Genomic DNA, 15555 nt, shown 5'->3' with positions numbered 1-15555 from the left:
AAGCGCCGCCCGCGCCGTCGTCAACCGCGCCCGCGGCGGCCCACCGGCGTGTTGGTATCGCCCAGGAACTTGCGCGGATTGACCACCCGCCCGTCCGCCCACACCTCGAAATGCACGTGGGCGCCGGTGGAGCGGCCGCTGGATCCGGCCCGGGCCACCTGCTGGCCGGCGCGAACCAGGTCGCCCACCTTCACCACCAGGCGCGAGTTGTGCGCGTAGCGGGTCACATAGCCGTTGCCGTGATCCACTTCCACCACGTTGCCGTAGCCACCGCGCACGCCGGCATAGCTGACCACGCCGTCGGCGACCGACATCACCGGGTCGCCCACGTTGGCATGGAAGTCCACGCCCTTGTGGAAGGCCGAACCACCGTCGAACGGATCGGCGCGGCCGCCGAAGCCGGAGGTGATGTAGGTGTTGCGGATCGGCATCCGCGAGGGCACCGAATTCTGTTCAAGCTGATGATCGAACATCAGCGCGGCCAGCACGTTCAGTTGCTGGCCCGAGGCGGAGAACTGCTGTTCGACCTGCCCCAGCGTCTGCTTGAGCGACTCGACCGGCATGTCGCTGACCGGCTCATCGCCGCCACCGACGCCGACCGGGGCGTCGAAGTCGAACTCGCCGTCCTTCAGCTTGCCCATTTCGGTCAGCCGCTCGCCCAATGCATTGAGACGGGTGGCCTGCGCCTGCAGCTCGCCCATGCGCGCGGCCAGTGCGTTGACCTGCGCCTGCGAGGCGCGCTGCGCCTGGGCCAGCTCGGCCTGCTGCCGGGCAACCTTGGCCTGCAACGCGGAATTGGTCACCATGCCGGTGGCGGTGCTGGCACCGATGCCGATCAACATGCCCAGCCCAAGCACGGCGCCGAGGACTACCATCGGTCGATCCGCGGCAAAGCCCTGGAACTGGCGGGCCAACCGCTGCGCCCGGGTTTCGCGAGATTTGATTACAACTTTCTTCAACGCCATATGAGTGTCATGTCCAAGCCCAAGTCCAACGCACGCAACCCTTCCGTCCCACAACCGGCCATCGAAGCCGCGTTGGGTGAAAAGGCTGGCGACCCCTTGCGCCGAGCGTTGTGGCTCGATGCGCTGGACCGGCAGTTGCGCCCCCTGTTACCGCCTCATCTGGCCACCCGTTGCCGGCTGGCCAATGTCAGAGACGAACAGCTCGTTTTTCTGGTTGATTCACCTGTCTGGCATGCCAAGTTGCGACTTGCCGAGACCCAATTACTGGATGCCGCCCGATCCATCGGACTGAAGGCCACCGCAGTGACCATCAAGACCACCACCACCCCGCTGCATTCCCCAATGCAGCAGAATCGCGAGCGTCCGCGCCCCGTCTCGGAGGCCACGCACAGAGGTCTGCGCGATGCGCTGGCCTCCCTGCAGGACGTTCCACCCACCAAACGGTGAGCACCGCGCCGCTGGTGCGAAGCGGCCGCCGCAGCGTGAAAGAATTGCGAAGACCGCGCACGACCCGACGCATCCTAGCGGGCCTCAGCCACGCAGGAGTTAGAGAAGTCTTAAATAAAAGTTAAGAACTGGCCGGTAATCCGACGCAGTTCACACTTCGAACGCCAACTGCGGCATTCCCCGACATCAGGCGTAGACAGGGCTGGCGTAGGTGACCGGCGGTTGCACGGTGCCTTCGGGGAAGCTGACCCATTCCCAGGCGGCCTGATCCGCCAGCAGTGCACGCACCAGCTTATTGTTGAGCGCGTGGCCGGACTTGAAGCCTTCGTAGGCGCCCAGAATGGCACCGCCGGCCAGGTACAGGTCGCCGATGGCGTCCAGAATCTTGTGCCGCACAAATTCGTTGGTGTAGCGCAGGCCGTCCTCGTTGAGCACGCGGAACTCGTCCAGCACGATGGCGTTGTCCATCGAACCGCCCAGGCCCAGATTGCGCTCGCGCATGTATTCAAGGTCGCGCATGAAGCCGAAGGTGCGGGCGCGCGAGATTTCCTTGACGTAGGCCGAGGTGGAGAACTCGATTTCCTGGCGCGACTGCTTGGCCGGGATCATCGGATGATTGAATTCGATGGTGAAGCCGAGCTTGTAGCCCTCGTACGGCTCGAAGCGCGCAACCTTGTCGCCCTCGCGCACTTCCACCGTCTGCTTGATGCGGATGAAGCGCTTGGCCTTGTTCTGCTCGACGATGCCTGCCGACTGCAGCAGGAACACGAACGGGCCGGACGAACCGTCCATGATCGGCAACTCGGCCGAGGACAGTTCGACGATGACATTGTCCACACCCAGGCCGGCCAGTGCCGACATCAGGTGCTCGACGGTCTGGATCTTGGCGCCATTGCAGGTCAGGCCGGTGCACAGCGTGGTCTCGGTGACCAGTTCGGCATCGGCGGGGACTTCGACGATTGGCTCCAGGTCCACACGCCGGAACACCACGCCATGATCGACCGGAGCCGGTCGTAGCGTCATGTACACCTTGTCGCCGCTATGCAGGCCGACGCCGGTGGCGCGAATGGTGTTCTTGAGAGTGCGTTGCTGGGTCATATGCGAAGTCTGGATGAACAATGCAGACAGACGCTGAACCGGCTGTCTAATCCGTAGAGATTATCTGAATTTTAACAAGTCGCGCGTGACGGGAACTGTAATCCCCGGGTCACGCCACTGCAAAAGCTGCCGGATCGTGGCCGATCCGGCAGAAAGGACATGGCACTGCACCCCGAGGCGAACCCCGGGGCGGAACGGACCGCGCCGCCGTAGCGACGCAGCCGACGATCCTCAGTCGGCCTGGCGGCGCAGGAACGCCGGGATATCCAGGTAGTCGTTGGGCAGGTCTGCGGCCGGCGCAGCCGAACCGCCACCGTTGTTGCTGCCGCTGCCGACCGAGTCGCTGCTCGGACGACGCAGGCCCAGGCCCATGCTGCCGCCGACGGCCTTGGACACCGCATCGCCGCCGCTGGTGTCGAAATCGCCGAACTCCGGCTGGCCGGTGGTGGCGTTGCGCACCAGCTTGATCGGCGCGCGCTGGTCCGGACGCTGGGTCTGGCGGGCAACCGCACGGTTCAGGCCGGTGGCCACCACGGTGACGCGCACTTCGTCCTGCATGTCCGGGTCAAGCACGGTGCCGACGACCACAGTCGCATCTTCCGAAGCGAATGCCTCGATGGTGCGGCCGATCTCGTCGAACTCGGACATGGTGAAGTCCGGGCCGGCGGTGATGTTGACCAGGATGCCGTTGGCACCGGCCAGGTTGACGTCGTCCAGCAGCGGGTTCTGGATGGCGGCTTCGGCAGCGGCCTGCGCGCGATCGTCGCCGCGAGCCGAACCGGTGCCCATCATGGCCAGGCCCATTTCCGACATCACGGTGCGCACGTCGGCGAAGTCGACGTTGATCAGACCCGGACGCACGATCAGGTCGGCGATGCCCTGCACGGCGCCCTGCAGCACGTCGTTGGCAGCGCGGAAGGCCTGGATCATGGTGGCATTGCGGCCGAGCACAGTGATCAGCTTTTCATTGGGGATGGTGATCAGCGAGTCGCAATGCTGGCTCAGTTCCTCGATGCCCTTGAGCGCGACCTGCATGCGGCGACGGCCTTCGAACGGGAACGGCTTGGTGACCACGGCCACGGTCAGGATGCCCATTTCCTTGGCCAGCTGTGCAACCACCGGCGCTGCGCCGGTGCCGGTGCCGCCGCCCATGCCGGCGGTGATGAACACCATGTCCGCACCCTGCAGCGCGTCCATGATGCGCTCGCGGTCTTCCAGCGCGGCCTGGCGGCCGACTTCCGGATTGGCGCCAGCGCCCAGGCCCTTGGTCACGTTGGTGCCGAGCTGCAGCTGCAGCTTGGCGCCGCAGTTCTTGATCGCCTGCGAGTCGGTGTTGGCGGTGATGAACTCCACGCCATCGACATTGGTGTTGACCATGTGCGCAACCGCGTTGCCGCCGCCGCCGCCCACGCCAACGACCTTGATTACCGCGTTGGGAGCCATCTTTTCGATCAGTTCAAAATGTGCCATGTCAGTGTCCTCTTTAGATGCCGTGAATGGGGAATCGGGAATGGGGAATCGGATTGCTCCGTTCGCCAGCCCAACACCCGCATGTCGGCGAATGTTGTTGTTTGAATGCCGGGAATGGGGAGTCGGGAATGGGGAATCGCAACAGCGAATCACCTCCACGCCAACCACTACTTCCTCGGCGGAACCACAAAAAAACTACGCCCTGCCCGCTCTCACCGCTCTCCACTCAAATCTGCCGCAACCGCTTTGCCTTTGCTTCAACCAATTCTCGAATCCCGATTCCCGATTCTTCAGAATTCCCCGCGATACCAGTTCTTCAATTTCTTGAACAAGCTCCCGGCGCGGCCGGTCGGGATCGACGGGCGGCGCGGGTGTTCGATCTGGCTGCCCATCAGCAGCAGGCCCACGCCGGAGGCGTGCACCGGGTTGCCGACGACTTCGCCCAGGCCGGTGACGTGCTGGGGAATGCCCACGCGCACCGGCATCTGCAACATTTCTTCGGCCAGTTCGACCACGCCTTCCATCTTCGACGCACCGCCGGTGAGCACCATGCCGGCGCGCACCATTTCCTCGAAACCGGAGCGGCGCAGTTCGGCCTGCACCATTTCGAAGATTTCCTCGTAACGGCCCTGCACCGCCTGCGCGAGCGCATGCCGCGGCATGCGACGTGGCGGGCGATCGCCGACCGACGGCACCTGGATGCTTTCTTCGGCGGTGGCCAGCTGCGCCAGCGCACAGGCGTAGCGCACCTTGATCTGTTCGGCTTCGGGCGTCGGCGTGCGCAGCATGTGCGCGATGTCGTTGGTGACGTGGTCGCCGGCGATCGGCAGCGAGGCGGTGTGGCAGATCGCGCCCTGCACGTAGACCGCAAGGTCGGTGGTGCCGGCGCCGATATCCACCAGCACCACGCCCAGTTCGCGCTCGTCGGCGGTCAACACTGCGACGCTGGAAGCCAGCGACGACAGCACCAGATCGTCCACCTGCAGGCCGCACTTCTGCACGCACTTGGTGATGTTGGCCGCTGCCGACTGCGCGCACACCACCAGATGCGCGTGCACCTCCAGGCGCACGCCGGTCATGCCGACCGGATTGCGGATGCCTTCCTGCGAATCGTCCAGCACGTACTCGCGCGGGATCGCATGCAGGATGCGCTGGTCGGCAGGAATGGCCACGGCCTTGGCCGCATCCAGCACGCGCTCCAGATCGCTCCAGGTCACTTCGCCGTCGCGGATCGGCACGATGCCGGGCGAGTTCTTGCACTGCACGTGGTTGCCGGAAATGGACGCGTATACCGAGCGGATCTCGCAACCGGCCATCAGCTCGGCCTCTTCCACCGCGCGCTGGATCGACTGCACGGTGGACTCGATGTCCACCACCACGCCGCGCTTGAGACCGCGCGATTCATGCGAACCGATGCCGATCACTTCGATCGGATTGCCGGGCGAGTACTCGCCGACCAGCGCGACGACCTTGGAGGTGCCGATGTCCAGTCCAACGATAAGGGATTTGTCGCCTTTGCGGTTCATGTCTTAAAGCCGGGAATAGGGAATAGCGAATGGGGAATGGTCAACAGCGGTGCACGAATGCGAGGAGAATTGAGGACAAGAGCGTGAGGCGCAGCGGGCGATGCCGGCTTGGGCTTTTTATCTATTCCCGATTCCCCATTCTCCATTCGCCGTTCGACCGTGAAGCCGTTGGTGTAGCGCAGGTCGGCGCGGGCGATCGGGCGTTGCGGGTCGGCCAGTTGCGGCAGCACGCGGGCGAAGCGTTGCAGTCGCGCGCGGGCGTCGTCGCGGCCGATCACGATCTGCACGCCGTTGCTCAGGCCCAGCGACCAGCTGCCGCGCGCGTCCATTTCCAGCCGCTCCACATCCAGCCCGGTCGGCGCGAACAGCGCGCGCGATTCGTTGTAGAGCGCTACCACGTCCTGGGTCTTGCTGTCCGGGCCACCGAGTTGCGGCAACTTGAAATCCTTCAGCAACGGCGGGGTGCGGAACAAGCGGCCCTGCTCGGACAACATACGGTCGGTGCCCCAGCGCGCGAACGGCTTGTGCTCGGTGACGTGCACTTCCAGCACATCCGGCCAGCGCTTGCGCACCTGCGCACTTTCCACCCACGGCAAGCGCGCGATGGCGTCCTGCGCGTTCTGCAGCTTCACCGCGAAAAAGCCCGCGCGCGCATATGGCAGGACCACCGCGCGCAACTCTTCGGCCGGCACCCGCTTGAAGTCGCCCGACACCCGCAAGCGCGCCAATGGCCAACGCTCGGCACCGACCCAGCCATTGAGCACGGCCACCACCGGCAACGCGACCAGCGCCACCGCGAGCAACCACGCCAGGATGCGCAGGGTGGCGTTCATGCGCGCGCTCCGCGCGCGGGAATGGGGAATCGGGAATAGGGAATCGTCAACAGCGGCGCACTGCCGGCTGTCGCTTTTGCGATTCCCGATTCCCGATTCCCCATTCCCGGCGTCATAGCGTCTGCTCCAGCACGCGCCAGACCAGTTCTTCGAAATCGATGCCGAGCTGGCGCGCGGCCTTGGGCACCAGCGAGTGGCTGGTCATGCCGGGGGCGGTGTTGACCTCCAGCAGATACAGCTGGCCGCTGGCACGGTCGCGCATCACGTCGACGCGGCCCCAGCCGCGGGCACCGGCGGCGCGGAAGGCGTCCAGGGCGAGCTGGCGCAGTTGCGTCTCGGCATCGCCGTCCAGGCCCGGGCACAGGTACTGGGTGTCGTCGGCCAGATACTTGGCGTTGTAGTCGTACCACTGGCCCTTGGGCACGATGCGGATGGACGGCAGCGCGACATCGCCGAGCACGGCCACGGTGAGTTCGTCGCCTTCGATCAGCTGCTCCATCAGCAGCGCGCCGTCGTAGCGCGCCGCCAGCAGCACGGCTTGTTCGAGCTGGGCCTGGTCGAACACGCGGCTGATGCCGACGCTGGAGCCTTCGTTGGCCGGCTTGACGATCACCGGCAAGCCGATCTGCCGGGCGGCGGCATGGATGTCGTCGGCGCTGGCACCGGCGGCCAGGCGCGCATAGCGCGGCGTGGACAGGCCCAGTGACAGCCACACCTGCTTGGTGCGGATCTTGTCCATGCTCAACGCCGAGCCCAGCACGTTGGAACCGGTGTACGGCACCTTGAAGGCTTCCATCAGGCCTTGCACGATGCCGTCTTCGCCGCCGCCGTTATGGCCGTGCAGCACGTTGAAGACGCGATCGAAGCGTTTTTCGACCAGGGCCTGCGCAAGGGCCGGAATGCCATCGACCGGCTGCGCGTCGACACCGCGCGCGCGCAGTGCGTCGAGCACGTTACTGCCGGAGTTCAACGACACTTCGCGCTCGGACGAGGTACCGCCGAGCAGCACGGCAACGCGGCCGAACGCGGCCGGATCGCTGGTACGTGCGTTGGGAATCACCGCGCTCATGCGCTTGCTCCGGTGAAACCGTTGTTGATGATGTGCTGCGCGACATAGCCGATATCGCCGGCGCCCATCATCAGCAGCAGATCGCCGTCCTGCAGCACGTCCGGCAGCACTTCGGCCAGCCCGGAAATCTGCCCGACCACCACCGGTTCGCTGCGGCCGCGCGCACGGATCGCACGCGCCAGCGCGCGCGCATCGGCGCCCGGAATCGGCGCTTCGCCGGCCGGGTAGACCTCGCTCAGCACAAGCGCATCGACGGTGCTCAGCACCGCGGCGAAGGCATCGAATTGATCGCGAGTACGGCTGTAGCGATGCGGCTGGAAGGCGACGACCAGGCGCTTGTCCGGCCAGCCGCCACGGGCGGCGGCGAACACCGCTTCCAGCTCGCGCGGATGGTGGCCGTAGTCGTCGACCACGCGCACGCGCGCACCGGTACTCGTGGTGACTTCGCCCAGGTCGTTGAAGCGGCGGCCGATGCCGGCGAAGTTTTCCAGCGCACGCGCGATGGTCTCCGGCGCCACGCCCAGCTGCCAGCCGATCGCAGCGGCCGCCAGTGCGTTGAGCACGTTGTGGCGGCCCGGCAAGGCCAGCGTCACCGGGGTGGTGGTGCCTTCGGGCAGGCGCAGCGTGAAGCGCATGCGCGGGCCGTCCTGCACCACGTCTTCGGCGCGTACGTCGGCGTTTTCGCTCATGCCGTAGCTCATCACGTGGCGCGGCGTCTTGCCGGCCAGCGCGGCCACTTCCGGGTCGTCGATGCACAGCAACGCCAGGCCGTAGAACGGCAGGCGCTGCAGGAACTCGGCGAAGGCGGCCTGGATGCGTGCGAAATCGTTGCCGTAGTTTTCCAGGTGATCCGAATCGATGTTGGTGATCACCGCCATCAGCGGATTCAGGCGCAGGAAGCTGCCGTCGCTCTCGTCGGCCTCGGCCACCAGCCACTGGCCGCCGCCGAGCTTGGCGTTGGCGCCCGCGGCCAGCAACTGCCCGCCGATGACGAAGGTCGGATCCAGCCCGCCCTCGCTCAGCACCGCTGCGGCCAGGCTGGTGGTGGTGGTCTTGCCATGCGTGCCGGCCACCGCGATGCCGCGACGGAACCGCATCAGCTCGGCCAGCATCGCCGCACGCGGCATGATCGGAATGCGCTGGCTGCGCGCTTCCATCAGCTCGGGGTTGTCTTCGCGGATCGCGCTGGACACCACCACGCAATCGGTGCCGAGCACGTTGGCCGCCGAATGCCCGCGCATCACCCGCGCACCCAGCTTGGCCAGCCGCCGCGTCGCCACGTTATCGGAGTTGTCCGAGCCGGAGACTTCATAGCCCAGCGTCAGCATCACCTCGGCAATGCCGCTCATGCCGGTGCCGCCGATACCGACGAAATGCACGCGCGGAAACGCCCGCACCAGATCGCCACTGTCCTGCAGGCGGCGGATCACGCGGCACCTCCGGTGAAGGTGCCGGGATTGGAGATTAGGGATTGGAGATTGGCAACGGCGGCAATCGATCGCGCCGAAAATTGACCATTAACGGATTTCTGCATGCTTTCCTGCTTGTGCTGTTGCTCTTTACGAATCCCCAATCCCGCTCGCTCTTTGACGGCCGGAGGCCGGCCATCCCCACTCCCGGCTTCCTGCAGAATGATGTCGGCGATGCGTTCGGCGGCGTCCGGCTTGGCCAGGGTGCGGGCGGCCTGCGCCATCGCCAGGCGGCGGGCGGGGTCGGCGAGCAGGGTCTGCAAGACCTGCTGCAGGCGCGCGGCCAGGGTGTCGTCCTGCTTGAGCAGCACCGCGGCATCGGCGCCGACCAGGTATTCGGCATTGCGGGTCTGGTGGTCGTCCACTGCGGCGGCGAAGGGCACCAGCACGCTGCCGATGCCGGCGGCGCACAGTTCGGCCAGCGTGGAGGCACCGGCGCGGCACACGACCAGATCGGCCCAGGCGTAAGCGGCGGCCATGTCGGCGATGAAGGGTTCGACGCTGGCGTTGACGCCCGCCTGTGCGTACGCGGCCTCGGCTTCGGCACGCAGTTTTTCGCCGCACTGGTGGCGCACGTCCACATCCGGGTGACCGAGCGCCGCCAGTGCCGCCGGCACCGCCTGGTTCAATGCGCGTGCGCCCTGGCTGCCACCGAGCACCAGCACGCGTACGGCAGTGCCACGGCCGAGCAGGCGCGTGGCCGGCGCGGGAAGCGCTGCGATTTCCGCACGCACCGGATTGCCCACCGCTTCTTCGCCGGCGAAGCTGCCCGGGAAACCGGTCAGCACACGGCGCGCAAACCGCGACAACACCTTGTTGGTCATGCCGGGCGCGCGGTTCTGCTCATGCACCAGCAAGGGCACGCCGAGCAGCCGCGCTGCCAGGCCGCCCGGGCCGGCCGCAAAGCCGCCGAAACTGATCACCGCACGCGGCTGGCGCTTGCGCAGCACGAAGCCGGCGGCGCGCACTGCGCGCATCACCCGCACCGGTGCACCGAGCAATTTCACCAGGCCCTTGCCGCGCAGGCCGCTGATGGCCAGCGTGTCGAGTTGAATATCGTGCTGCGGCACCAGCCGGGTTTCCATTGCGCTGGCGGCGCCCAGCCAGGTCACCGGCACGCCACGCGCGCGCAGCACCTTGGCCACGGCCAGACCCGGGAAGATATGCCCGCCGGTGCCGCCAGCCAGAATCATCACCGGTCGGATCCCCGCACCTGGATATGCAGGCGTTTGCGCGGGATTCGCATGAGTGCTCATGCAATCCTCCCGAAGGTCGGTTCCACACGTGGCTGCATGCGGCTGGTGCCGCGCAGGAACTCGGACGCATGCGCAGACGTGGCCGAGACTGCAGCAACCGGTGCCGGCGCGGGTGCGGCGGCAACCGGCTCGCGCTGCGGTTTGCGCGCGGGCGCGTAGGCCGGCGTGGCCGACTCGACCACCGGTTCGGCCGGCTCGGCCGACGGTGCGCCCGCACCCTGCGGCGACAACTTGCTGCGCAGGCGCTCGGCACGATCCATTTCGTAGGACACGCGCAGCAGCAGGCCCATCGCCACGCAGGTCATCAGCACCGACGAACCGCCGGAGGAAATCAGCGGCAGGGTCAGGCCCTTGGTCGGCAGGATGCCCAGGTTCACGCCTACCGAGACGAAGCTCTGCAGGCTGATCCACAAGCCGATGCCGAAGGCGATGTAGCCGGAGAAGTGACGCTTCATTTCCACGCAGCGCATGCCCAGCCAGAACGCGCGGCCGACCAGCAGCGCGTACAGCGAAATCACCCCGCACACGCCGACAAAGCCGAGCTCTTCGGCGATGACCGAGAAGATGAAGTCGGTATGCGCTTCGGGCAGGTAGTTGAGCTTCTGCACCGAGGCGCCCAGGCCCACGCCGGTCCACTGGCCGCGGCCGACCGCCATCAAGGCGTTGGACAGCTGATAGCCGGAGCCGAGCTGGTCGGCCCACGGGTCCAGGAACGAGGTGATGCGACGCAGCCGGTACGGCTCCAGGATCGCGATGAAGGCGAACACCGGCAGGCCGAACACGATCGGCATCGACATGCGCGGCAGGTTCACCCCGCCCAGCACCAGCATGCCGGCGGTGATCGCCAGCAGCAGCGTGGACGAGCCGAAGTCCGGCTGCATCAGCAGCAGGCCGACCAGTGCGATCGCCACCCCCAGCGGCTTGAGCATCGCCGGCCAGGTCGCATTGACCTCGTCGCGAAAGCGCACCAGGTAGCTGGACAGCCACACGATGTAGAGCACCTTGACCGCTTCGACGGTCTGGAATTTCGACACGCCCAGGTTGATCCAGCGCTTGGCGCCGTTGACGCTGCTGCCCAGGCCGGGCACGAACACCACCATCAGCAGGCCGAAGCAGGCCAGCAGCAACACCTGGTTGTACTGCTCGATGGTCTTGAGCTCGGTACGCATCGCCCAGAACGCCAGACCCACGCCGATGCCCAGGAACAGCAGATGGCGGGTCAGGTAATAGAACGGGTTGTCTGACAGCTCGATCGAGCTGGACGCCACCATCACCACGCCCAGCGAGGCGAGCGTGGCCGCGGCCCCGAGCAGCCACGGGTCGTAGCGGCCGCCGATGGCGTCCAGTCGCGTGGCCTGGCGGGACATGTCGTTCATCAGCGCACCTTCAACGTGGCAAGGCCGATCAGCACCAGCACCACCGAAATGATCCAGAAGCGCACGATCACGCGCGGCTCCGGCCAGCCCTTGAGTTCGAAGTGGTGGTGGATCGGCGCCATGCGGAACACGCGCTTGCCGGTCAGCTTGAAGCTGGCGACCTGGATCATCACCGACAGCGTTTCGATCACGAACACCCCGCCCATGATCACCAGCACCAGCTCCTGGCGCACGATCACCGCGATGGTGCCGAGCACCGCGCCCAGCGACAGCGCGCCGATATCACCCATGAACACCATGGCCGGATAGGTGTTGAACCACAGAAAGCCCAGGCCTGCGCCGGCGATCGCCGAGCAGATGATGATCAGCTCGCCGGCCCCGGGAATCAGCGGGATCTTCAGGTATTCGGCAAACACCACGTTGCCCGAGGCGTAGGCGAACACGCCTAGCGCACAGGCCACCAGCACGGTCGGCATGATCGCCAGGCCGTCCAGGCCGTCGGTCAGGTTGACCGCGTTGGAGAAGCCGACGATCCAGAAATAGGCGATCACCACAAAGCTCACGCCGGCCAGCGGCAGCGCGATCGACTTGAACATCGGGATGTAGAAGGTGATCGCCGCCGGCACATCGGCGGTGTAGTACAGGAACAGGCCCGCGGCCAGGCCGAAGATCGACTGCAGCAGATACTTCCAGCGCGACTTCAGGCCGTTGGGATCGCGGCGCACGATCTTGATCCAGTCGTCGTACCAGCCGATCGCACCGAAACAGACCATCACCGCCAGCACCAACCATACGTAACGGTTGCGCAAATCGCCCCACAGCAGCACCGACAAGGTCACCGTCAGCAGGATCAGCGAGCCGCCCATGGTCGGGGTGCCGGCCTTGGAGAAATGCGTCTGCGGGCCGTCCTGGCGGATCGGCTGGCCACCCTTGAACTGGGCCAGCTTGCGGATCACCGCCGGGCCCATCCACAACGACAGGAACAACGCGGTCAGCGCGGCCAGGATGCCGCGGAAGGTCAGATAGTTGAACAGCCCGAACAGGCTCTCCAGTTGCTGCAGCCAACGCGCCAGCTCAAGCAGCATGGGATGCGTCCTCCACCGGTGCGAGCAGCGCGGCGACGATGCGGTCCATGGCGCTGCCACGGGAGCCTTTCACCAGCAGCGTGGGCGGGGTTTGCGCCGTGGTGGCGGCAGTCTGCGCCGCCGCACCGGTGTGTTCGTGCATCGAAGAAGATTCCTGCGTTTGGGTCGGCGAAACGGCGAGCTGCGCCAGATCCGCCTGCAAGGCCGCGATCAACGCGGCATGGGTGGCGAACACGCGGCCGCCCTCGCCGAACGCCTGTGCGGCGGCGGCACTGAGCTCGCCCAGCGCGTACAGGCGCTGCAGCTTGGCCGCGCGCGCGCGACGTCCGGCGGCGGCATGCAGGGCCGCGCCTTCCGGGCCGAGTTCGCGCATGTCGCCGAGCACCAGCCAGCCTTCGCCAGGCGCAGCAGCCAGGGTGTCGATGGCGGCATCCAGCGAGCCGGGGTTGGCGTTGTAGCTGTCGTCGATCAGCACCGCGCCGCCAGGCAGGGCGTGGGTGATCTGACGGCCGGCCACCGGGCGCACCTGCGCCAGGCCGGCGGCGATGATCGGCAGGGCGATGCCCGCACCCAAGGCCAGGCCGGCCGCGGCCAGCGCGTTGAGCACGTTGTGGCGGCCCGGCAACGGCAGCGCGATCTGCGCCTGGCCTTGCGGGGTCACCAGGGTGAATTGCGCGCCACTGGCCTGCAGCCGCAAGCCATGCGCGGTGATGTCGGCACTGGCCTGCAGGCCGTAGCGCAACACGCGGCGGCCCTGCACCGGCTGCGCATGCAGTTGCTGCTCGAACCAGGCACCGAAGGCATCGTCGGCATTGATCACCGCCACGCCATCGGCCGGCAATGCGGCGTAGATGGCACCCTTGGTGCGGGCGACGCCCAGCAGGCTGCCCAGGCGTTCCAGATGGGCGGGGGCGATGTTGTTGACCAGGGCCACGTGCGGCTGGGCGATCTCGGTGAGATAGGCGATATCTCCCGGCTTGCCGGCGCCCATTTCGTAGATCGCCAGGTCCGCATCGTCGGGGGCGGCGATCACCGCCAGCGGCAGGCCGATCTCGTTGTTGCGATTGCCCGGCGTGGCGTAGACGGTGGTGCCGTCGACACGCCCGGCCTCGGTCAGGATGGCCAGCAGCAGGGCCTTGACGCTGGTCTTGCCGTTGGAGCCGGTCAAGGCGATCACCCGCGTGGCGCGGTCGCGCTGCATGCCGGCAGCAATACGCGCAAGCGCCAGTTCGGTATTTTCCACCAGCACCTGCGGCACGCTCAGCGCCGGCAGCAGGCGATCGACCAGCACACCGCTGGCGCCGTGCGCCACCGCGTCTGCGGCAAAGTCGTGCCCGTCGAAACGCTCGCCGCGCAGCGCCACGTACAGGCTGCCGTTGGCCAGCGTGCGGGTGTCGTTGCCGACGGTATCGATCATGGCGTCGTCGCCATGCAGCTCGCCACCGGCCCAGTGGGCGATCAACGACAGCGGCGTGAGCTTCATGCGCGCACTCCCAGTACGGTGCGCGGCAACAGGGCCTGCGCCGCCACGATGGCGTCGTCGAAGGCATGCCGCACGCCGGCGATTTCCTGGTACGGCTCGTGGCCCTTGCCGGCGATCAGCACGATGTCGGAGGGGCTGGCCATGCTGATGGCCTGATGGATCGCCGCGGCGCGGTCGCGCTGCACGATGGCCGCATCCGGGCGTGCGAAGCCGCGCAGGATATCGGCCACGATCACATCGCCATCTTCGCCACGCGGGTTGTCGTCGGTGACGATCGCCACGTCGGCATTGACCTCGGCAATGGCCGCCATCTGCGGGCGCTTGCCGGTATCGCGCTCGCCACCGCAGCCGAACACGCAGATCAGCCGGTCCTGTGCATGCGAGCGCAGGCTGGCCAATGCCTGTTCCAGCGCATCGGGCGTGTGTGCGTAGTCGACGACCACCAGCGGTGCGCCATGCGCGCCACCGAGGCGATTCATGCGGCCGTGGATCGGCTGCAACCGACCGAGTACTTCGGCGATCTGCGCCGGCGCGATCTCCAGCGCAAACAACGCACCGGCCACGGCCAGCAGGTTGTCCACGTTGAAGCGGCCCAGCAGCGGCGAGTGCACCGGATGCACCTGGCCGTCGAGATGCAGCGCGAAATTGATGCCGTTGTGATCCAGCTGCAGTGCCTGCGCACGCACGCTTGCCTGGGCCTGCGCGCGCGAGCTCACGCCGATCGCGCGCAGCGCGGGGTCGAGCGAGGCCAGCAGCGTGCGGCCGAAGTCATCGTCCAGGTTCACCACGGCGGCCTTCAATCCGGCGCGCGTGAATAGCCTGGCCTTGGCCGCGCCGTACTGCGCCATGTCGCCGTGGTAATCGAGATGGTCGCGGGTGAGATTGGTGAACACCGCCACGTCGAAATGCACCGCATCCACGCGGCCCTGGTCCAGCGCATGCGAGCTGACTTCCATCGCCACTGCCTGCGCGCCCGCGTCGCGCAACTGCGCCAGCAAGGAATGCGTCTGCAGCACCAGCGGCGTGGTGAAACCGGTCGGCACGGCGCTGCCGTACAGGCCGACACCCAGGGTGCCGAGCGTGCCGGCAGGGGTGCCGAGCAGCGTCAGGGCCTGCGCCAGCAATTGCACGGTGGAGGTCTTGCCGTTGGTACCAGTGACGCCGACCATGCGCATCGCCCGCGAGGGCTGGCCGTGGAACTGATCGGCCATCGCGCCCAGGCGCGCACGCAGGCCCGGCACCGCGATCGCGTCGGCCGGTGCCGGCAGATCGGCCGGTGCCGGCGGCTCGAACAACACCGCCGCCGCGCCATTGGCGCGCGCCTGGTCGACGAAGCGCAGGCCATGCGCACCAAACCCGGCGATCGCCACGAAGGCATCGCCCGCACGCACCGTACGGCTGTCCATCACCAGGCCCGACACCTGCACCTCGTGCGCAAGCGGCACGTCCGGCAACAACTGCGACAGCGGCATGCTGCG

Annotated in this window: 13 protein-coding genes; 1 reads left to right on the top strand and 12 read right to left on the bottom strand. The window is 67.0% G+C overall.

Features of this window, described 5'->3' with window-relative positions:
- Nucleotides 1-20: 20 nt before the first annotated feature.
- Nucleotides 21-965 (bottom strand): M23 family metallopeptidase, encoded by a 945-nt coding sequence (locus ABQY74_RS04380; RefSeq protein WP_024938331.1) that lies wholly within the window; start codon nucleotides 963-965, stop codon nucleotides 21-23.
- On the opposite strand from ABQY74_RS04380, the gene ABQY74_RS04375 reads away from it, so the two are divergent.
- Nucleotides 966-1412, top strand: coding sequence for a DUF721 domain-containing protein (locus ABQY74_RS04375; protein ID WP_024938332.1), 447 nt, complete (start codon nucleotides 966-968; stop codon nucleotides 1410-1412). It abuts the gene before it with no gap.
- A gap of 186 nt (nucleotides 1413-1598) precedes the next feature.
- On the opposite strand, the gene lpxC is transcribed toward ABQY74_RS04375, so the two are convergent.
- From lpxC to ABQY74_RS04320, 11 genes are all read right to left on the bottom strand, one after another.
- Complete coding sequence (gene lpxC / locus ABQY74_RS04370; protein ID WP_024938333.1) at nucleotides 1599-2510, bottom strand: UDP-3-O-acyl-N-acetylglucosamine deacetylase; 912 nt, start codon at nucleotides 2508-2510, stop codon at nucleotides 1599-1601.
- A 231-nt stretch (nucleotides 2511-2741) separates the two neighbouring features.
- Nucleotides 2742-3980, bottom strand: a complete 1239-nt coding sequence (gene ftsZ / locus ABQY74_RS04365) for a cell division protein FtsZ (protein WP_016902188.1) — start codon at nucleotides 3978-3980, stop codon at nucleotides 2742-2744.
- A gap of 290 nt (nucleotides 3981-4270) precedes the next feature.
- Nucleotides 4271-5506 (bottom strand): cell division protein FtsA, encoded by a 1236-nt coding sequence (gene ftsA / locus ABQY74_RS04360; RefSeq protein WP_003485272.1) that lies wholly within the window; start codon nucleotides 5504-5506, stop codon nucleotides 4271-4273.
- On the bottom strand, nucleotides 5503-6339 hold the full coding sequence (locus tag ABQY74_RS04355) for a cell division protein FtsQ/DivIB (protein WP_039530677.1): 837 nt from the start codon (nucleotides 6337-6339) through the stop codon (nucleotides 5503-5505). The genes ftsA and ABQY74_RS04355 overlap by 4 nt, the downstream gene beginning before the upstream one ends.
- A 112-nt stretch (nucleotides 6340-6451) precedes the next feature.
- Nucleotides 6452-7408 carry a D-alanine--D-alanine ligase gene (locus tag ABQY74_RS04350; protein WP_184230134.1) on the bottom strand — a complete coding sequence of 319 codons (957 nt, stop codon included), beginning with the start codon at nucleotides 7406-7408 and terminating at the stop codon, nucleotides 6452-6454.
- On the bottom strand, nucleotides 7405-8838 hold the full coding sequence (gene murC / locus ABQY74_RS04345) for a UDP-N-acetylmuramate--L-alanine ligase (protein ID WP_016902185.1): 1434 nt from the start codon (nucleotides 8836-8838) through the stop codon (nucleotides 7405-7407). The genes ABQY74_RS04350 and murC overlap by 4 nt, the downstream gene beginning before the upstream one ends.
- Nucleotides 8835-10133: an undecaprenyldiphospho-muramoylpentapeptide beta-N-acetylglucosaminyltransferase gene (gene murG, locus ABQY74_RS04340; protein WP_349794208.1), complete on the bottom strand. Its 1299-nt coding sequence runs from the start codon at nucleotides 10131-10133 to the stop codon at nucleotides 8835-8837. Before murG ends, murC begins: the two co-directional genes overlap by 4 nt.
- Nucleotides 10130-11509, bottom strand: coding sequence for a putative lipid II flippase FtsW (gene ftsW / locus ABQY74_RS04335; protein ID WP_104560695.1), 1380 nt, complete (start codon nucleotides 11507-11509; stop codon nucleotides 10130-10132). Before ftsW ends, murG begins: the two co-directional genes overlap by 4 nt.
- Nucleotides 11509-12594, bottom strand: a complete 1086-nt coding sequence (gene mraY / locus ABQY74_RS04330) for a phospho-N-acetylmuramoyl-pentapeptide-transferase (protein ID WP_016903082.1) — start codon at nucleotides 12592-12594, stop codon at nucleotides 11509-11511. Before mraY ends, ftsW begins: the two co-directional genes overlap by 1 nt.
- Complete coding sequence (gene murF / locus ABQY74_RS04325; protein ID WP_349794206.1) at nucleotides 12584-14077, bottom strand: UDP-N-acetylmuramoyl-tripeptide--D-alanyl-D-alanine ligase; 1494 nt, start codon at nucleotides 14075-14077, stop codon at nucleotides 12584-12586. Before murF ends, mraY begins: the two co-directional genes overlap by 11 nt.
- Complete coding sequence (locus ABQY74_RS04320) at nucleotides 14074-15549, bottom strand: UDP-N-acetylmuramoyl-L-alanyl-D-glutamate--2,6-diaminopimelate ligase (RefSeq protein WP_349794244.1); 1476 nt, start codon at nucleotides 15547-15549, stop codon at nucleotides 14074-14076. Before ABQY74_RS04320 ends, murF begins: the two co-directional genes overlap by 4 nt.
- Nucleotides 15550-15555 lie beyond the last annotated feature (6 nt).

Origin of the sequence: Xanthomonas sp. WHRI 7064 (genome assembly GCF_040202355.2) — a bacterium.
Lineage (GTDB): Bacteria > Pseudomonadota > Gammaproteobacteria > Xanthomonadales > Xanthomonadaceae > Xanthomonas > Xanthomonas arboricola.
The sequence above is the reverse complement of the archived record's forward strand: the minus strand, read 5'-3'. Positions and strand labels throughout refer to the sequence as shown.